This window comes from Neoroseomonas rubea, from assembly GCF_016106015.1.
Taxonomy (GTDB): domain Bacteria; phylum Pseudomonadota; class Alphaproteobacteria; order Acetobacterales; family Acetobacteraceae; genus Neoroseomonas; species Neoroseomonas rubea.
This window is the reverse complement of the sequence record NZ_JACADQ010000344.1, coordinates 1-4,371: the sequence shown is the minus strand read 5'-3', so window position 1 is coordinate 4,371 and position 4,371 is coordinate 1. Positions and strand designations below refer to the sequence as shown.

General features: G+C 69.1%; 4 protein-coding genes. 3 read left to right on the top strand and 1 reads right to left on the bottom strand.

Annotated elements, in window-relative coordinates; translation table 11 throughout:
* Positions 1-314: 314 nt before the first annotated feature.
* From phaR to HW577_RS21355, 3 genes are all read left to right on the top strand, one after another.
* The gene (gene phaR, locus HW577_RS21365; protein ID WP_198378139.1) at positions 315-929 is read left to right on the top strand and encodes a polyhydroxyalkanoate synthesis repressor PhaR; all 615 of its coding nucleotides are present in this window, start codon (positions 315-317) and stop codon (positions 927-929) included.
* 91 nt (positions 930-1,020) lie between these two features.
* The gene (locus tag HW577_RS21360; RefSeq protein ID WP_198378138.1) at positions 1,021-1,470 is read left to right on the top strand and encodes a helix-turn-helix domain-containing protein; all 450 of its coding nucleotides are present in this window, start codon (positions 1,021-1,023) and stop codon (positions 1,468-1,470) included.
* Between the two features lie 211 nt (positions 1,471-1,681).
* Positions 1,682-3,310, top strand: a complete 1,629-nt coding sequence (locus HW577_RS21355; RefSeq protein ID WP_198378137.1) for an ABC transporter substrate-binding protein — start codon at positions 1,682-1,684, stop codon at positions 3,308-3,310.
* A gap of 39 nt (positions 3,311-3,349) precedes the next feature.
* Here HW577_RS21355 and HW577_RS21350 read toward each other — a convergent pair whose 3' ends face one another.
* Positions 3,350-4,207: a prephenate dehydratase gene (locus HW577_RS21350; RefSeq protein ID WP_198378136.1), complete on the bottom strand. Its 858-nt coding sequence runs from the start codon at positions 4,205-4,207 to the stop codon at positions 3,350-3,352.
* Positions 4,208-4,371 lie beyond the last annotated feature (164 nt).

Sequence of the window (4,371 nt, the reverse complement as noted above, 5' to 3'; positions counted from 1 at the left end):
GCCGGCCAGCGCGGCCGCGGCGCCATGGCGTTGGCCGCGCGCATCCAGGCCGCGCCCAGCGCGGCCCAGGCGGCCCATTGCTCGGCCAGTTCCGGATCGGCCGCCAGGCCGGCGATCTCGCTCTGCCACAGGGCGATCCAGTCCTCCGCGAGGCGGTCGAGATCCTCAGGGCCTTCCATGGGGTGGTTCCTCGCGCGCCGGACCATAGCCAAGGGGCGCGGCCGGGGAAACCGTGCGGATTGCGCCTTCCGCTGCGGTGCACTCCGGGTGCTAGAGTGTGGCGACATAAGGGTTGGGGAAGAGGCGGAATGTCGATGGCTGGCAGCACGGCCGCGGGCGGCGCGCAGGGTGGCGAGGCCGCGGCCCCGCCGGTGGTGATCAAGAAGTACGCGAACCGACGGCTCTACAATACCGAGGCCTCCTCCTACGTCACCCTCGACGATCTCGCGAAGATGGTGCGCCTCGGCCGCGACTTCGTCGTCTACGACGCCAAGACCGGCGACGACATCACGCGCTCGGTCCTGACCCAGATCATCGTCGAGGAGGAAAGCAAGGGCGGGCAGAACCTGCTGCCCACGGCCTTCCTGCGGCAGCTGATCGGCTATTACGGCGACAACCTCCAGGGGCTGGTGCCGCGCTACCTCGAATTCGCCATGGCGTCCTTCGCGCGGCAGCAGGACCAGATGCGCCGCACCATGGAACAGACCATGGGCGGCTTCATCCCCTTCCAGGGCGGCTTCACGAACCTCGAGGAGGTGGGCAAGCAGAACATGGCGATGATGGAACGTGCCATGAGCCTCTTTGCCCCCTTCGGACGGCGGGAGGACGGGGCGCCGAACATCTCATCGGAAGTTGATTCGTTGCGGGCGGAGGTCGAAACGCTGCGGCGAGAGCTGGCACATGCACGGGCGATGCGCCCAAAGGCTTGACTTTCTTGACCTCTCCGATGCGTGATACGCCCCTGGGTAGAGAAACCCGATTGCTGGCACACCCGGATCGCGCTAGGTTAGACAGGCTGTCATGACAACGACGCAAGCTGCCTCCGTGGCCGCGGGCGGGCTCTCCTCGGATGATGAGGGCTCTCTGCAGCGTGCCAGCATGGTCGACCACCATGTCGGCGCCCGCATCCGCGAGCGCCGAACAATGCTCGGTCTGTCCCAGCAGCAGCTGGCGAAGATGATCGGCGTGACCTACCAGCAGGCCCACAAGTATGAGCGCGGGCTGAACCGCATCTCGGCCGGGCGACTGTTCGAGATCGCGCAGGTCCTCGACGTACCGGTCGCCTTCTTCTTCGAAGGGCTTCACGGAACCGGGGAGGCGCAGCCCGTCTCCCAGCGCCAGCGCATGTTCCTGGAACTCGCGCGCAACTTCGCCCTGATCGACAACGACAAGCACCAGGAAGCGCTGAGCCAGATGGCCCGGGCGCTGGCGGCACAGTCCCAGGCCGCGAATCGCGACAGGGACGACTGATCCGACCATCACGACGGTCACGACCGAGCATGCGACGAACCGCCCGGCACACCGGGCGGTTTTTTCATGCCGGCCCCGCACCGGGGTCGCCATCTTCTTGTGCAGGCGGCAGATTCTTCGCGCATTCCGGCATCAATTTCGGTCCGGATGCCCACCGACCGCGCAATCGCGCCTAGCGTCCCGCCGCGCTTCACCAGCAGCGGAGACTGCCATGCAGAACCACCTTTCGCGCCGCGCCCTGCTCGGCGGCACCGGCGCGGTCGTCGCCGGCGCGGCCCTGCCCTGGGACATCGCCCAGGCCCAGACCGCCACCGGCACCTTGCGCGTCGGCATGACCGCCGCCGCCGTGCCCCTGTCCAACGGCGTGCCCGACCAGGGCGCCGAGGGACATCGCTTCATGGGCATCACCATCTACGACCAGTTGGCGATGTGGGACCTGTCGTCCTTCGACACGCCGCCGGTGATCCGCCCGGGCCTCGCCACCGCGTGGCGCACCGATCCGGCCGACGCAAAGCGCTGGATCATTACGCTGCGCGAAGGCGTGAAGTTCCACGACGGCAAGGTAATGACGGCGGAGGACGTGGTCTTCTCCTTCGACCGCGCCTTCCGCAACGACGCGCCGCATTTCGACAACCGCGCCGCCGCGCAGGCGCGCATCCGCATGCCCACCATCGCGTCCTGGCGCGCCGAGGGGGCGAACACCTTCATCCTCGAGACCCGCACCCCCGACAGCCTGGTGCCCTTCGGGCTGACCTGGATCGGCATCACCCATCGCGGCGCCTGGGAGGCCGCGGGGCGCAACTGGGACACCTTCCTTAACCGCGCGGTCGGCACCGGCCCCTACAAGCTTGAGGCCTTCAGCATCCGCGAACGCGCCGTGCTGGTGCGCAACCCCGACTACTGGGAAACGGCGCGCATCCCCAGGCACGAACGCCTGGTGCTTCTGCCGCTGCCCGAGGCAAATACCCGCGTGGCCGCGCTGCGCTCGAACCAGGTGGACTTCATCGAGGCGCCGCCGCCCGATGCCGTGCCCTCGCTGCGCCAGGCCGGCTTCCAGATCGTCACGAACACCTACCCGCATACCTGGACCTGGCATTTCAGCATGATCGAGGGTTCGCCCTGGCGCGACATCCGGGTGCGCCGCGCGGCGAACCTCGCGGTGGACCGGGCGGGCATGAAGACCATGCTCGGCGGATTGATGGTCGAGGGCGCGGGCCTGTTGCCGCCGGGCCATCCATGGCATGGCCGCCCCTCCGATCCGGTGCGCACCGATGTCGCGGCGGCGCGCCGGCTGCTCGCCGAGGCCGGCTTCACGGCACGCAACCCGCTGCGGACGAAGGTGGCGATTTCGCCCTCGGGTTCGGGCCAGATGCAGCCGTTGCCGATGAACGAGGCGGTGCAGCAGAACCTCAAGGAGGTCGGCATCGAGATCGACTTCGAGGTGGTGGAGTGGAACGCGCTGCTCGGCCTGTGGCGCGAGGGGGCGCGCGCCCTGGTACCGCGCGGCATCAGCGCGGTGAACGTGTCCTATTCGGTGCACGACCCCTTCGCCGCGCTGGTCCGCTTCCTCAAGACCGAGATGGCGCCGCCGGCGTCGAACAACTGGGGCTTCTTCAGCGACCCCGCCTACGACGCCATCATGGATCGCCTCTTCACCACCTTCGAACCGGCGGCGCAGGATGCGCTGCTGGCGGAACTGCACGCGAAGGCCGTGGACGACCGGCTGTTCCTGTTCGTCGCGCACGACATGAACCCGCGCGCCATGAGCCGACGCGTGCAGGGCTTCGTGCAGGCGCAGTCCTGGTTCCAGGACCTGACGCCGATCCGCATGGGGTCGTGACGGGACCGGGGGGCGCGGTCCTGCGCCCCCCACCCTGCCTCAATCCGCCCCGGCGGCCTGTTCCAGGCGATACGGATGCGCCGGATAGGCGCCGAGGATGCGGAATTCGCGGGAGAAGAACTCCAGCTCCTCGAAGGCGCGCTTCAGCGCCGGGCTGTCCGGGTGGCCGTCCACATCGCAGAGGAACTGCGCCGCCGCGAAGCGCCCGCCCACCATGTAGGATTCGAGCTTCGTCATGTTGACGCCGTTCGTCGCGAAGCCGCCCAGCGCCTTGTACAGCGCGGCCGGGATGGAGCGGACGCGGAAGACGAAGGTCGTCACCGTGTTCGCCGCCGCGACCGGCGGATAGGAGGCCGCGCGCGACATGACGTAGAAGCGCGTCGTGTTGTCGTGGCTGTCCTCGACGTTCCGCTTCAGGATCTCGAGCCCGTAGATCTCGCCCGCGAGCTCGGATGCGATGGCCGCGTCCTCCACGCTGTTCTTCTGCGCGATGACCGCGGCGGCGCCGGCCGTATCGGCCTCGATCACCGGCGTCAGCGCCATGTCGCGGATCAGGTTCAGCACCTGGCCGAGCGCCATCGGATGGCTGTGCGCGCGCTTGAGCGTGGCCAGCGACGCCCCCTTCGGCGCCAGCAGGCAGTGCTCGACACGCTGGAAATGCTCGCCGACGACGAACAGCCCCGATTCGGGCAGCAGCCGGTGGATATCGGGCACGCGGCCGGCGAGCGAATTCTCGCAGGGCAGCATGGCCAGCTCGCAGCGGCCCTCGCGAAGGGCCGCCATCGCCGCCTCGAAGGACGGGCAGGGCAGCGTGGTCCAGCCGGGATAGGCGGCGCGGCAGGCAAGGTCCGAATAGGCGCCCGGCAGGCCTTGGAAGGCGATGGTCTTGGCGGTCATGCATTCACCTGACGACAAAACGTGGCGGACCGAGGCCATGCCTCGGTCCGGGAGCGCGAAGCGCGACCGCGCCCGGGCGAGCCGCCGCGCCGGGCGCGACAGTGCGGGGCGCGAAGGCAAGGCGGCCGGATGGCCGCCGCCCGCCGCCTGAGGGGCGCGGTCAC

Excerpts from the sequence above, each read along its gene's own strand:
- phaR (WP_198378139.1), top strand. The coding sequence starts at position 315 with ATGGCTGGCAGCACGGCCGCGGGCGGCGCGCAGGGTGGCGAGGCCGCG.
- HW577_RS21360 (WP_198378138.1), top strand. The coding sequence starts at position 1,021 with ATGACAACGACGCAAGCTGCCTCCGTGGCCGCGGGCGGGCTCTCCTCG.
- HW577_RS21355 (WP_198378137.1), top strand. The coding sequence starts at position 1,682 with ATGCAGAACCACCTTTCGCGCCGCGCCCTGCTCGGCGGCACCGGCGCG.
- HW577_RS21350 (WP_198378136.1), bottom strand. The coding sequence starts at position 4,207 with ATGACCGCCAAGACCATCGCCTTCCAAGGCCTGCCGGGCGCCTATTCG.